This is a genomic window from Enterobacter sp. SCRI0065 (genome assembly GCF_059766475.1).
Genome location: NZ_JCBAJB010000033.1, coordinates 1 through 438 on the forward strand (window position 1 = coordinate 1; position 438 = coordinate 438).

Sequence of the window (438 nt, forward strand, 5' to 3'; positions counted from 1 at the left end):
GGCTTCCTGTACGGTGTAGGTTCCCCGCACGCTCCCACTGGTTTTATTCTGTGTTTGATCGGGAGAAAACGTGAGAATGACATTGGCACGGCTGGCGACAGCCTGCAACGTGGTGCCTAGCGACCCTGCCGGAATGGAAAACGTCATTGTTGGTGCCGCGACAGCAGCGACAGTTTCCGCCGCCAGCGCTGAGCTGACCGTTCCGACACTTAAGATCAACACGCCAGACAGTGCCAAATGGACTGCCCGCGCGACCGCCAAGGTAGGTTTATGCGCGATGCACCCACCATTATGATTGTTTATCGCCATTGTCATTCCCCTGAAATATTGAAAAAAAGACACATCAGGTAGGTCACGCGAGAAACAAAATCGGGCAGAAAAATAGCAAAAATTTTCAGGGAAACGCATTTAGTACAACGTTAACGGGCCTTCTCAGGT

General features: G+C 51.8%; 1 pseudogene. It reads right to left on the minus strand.

Features of this window, described 5'->3' with window-relative positions:
- Positions 1-309, minus strand: a pseudogene (locus AC6EMZ_RS23280) (TonB-dependent receptor); the annotation flags it as partial.
- Positions 310-438 lie beyond the last annotated feature (129 nt).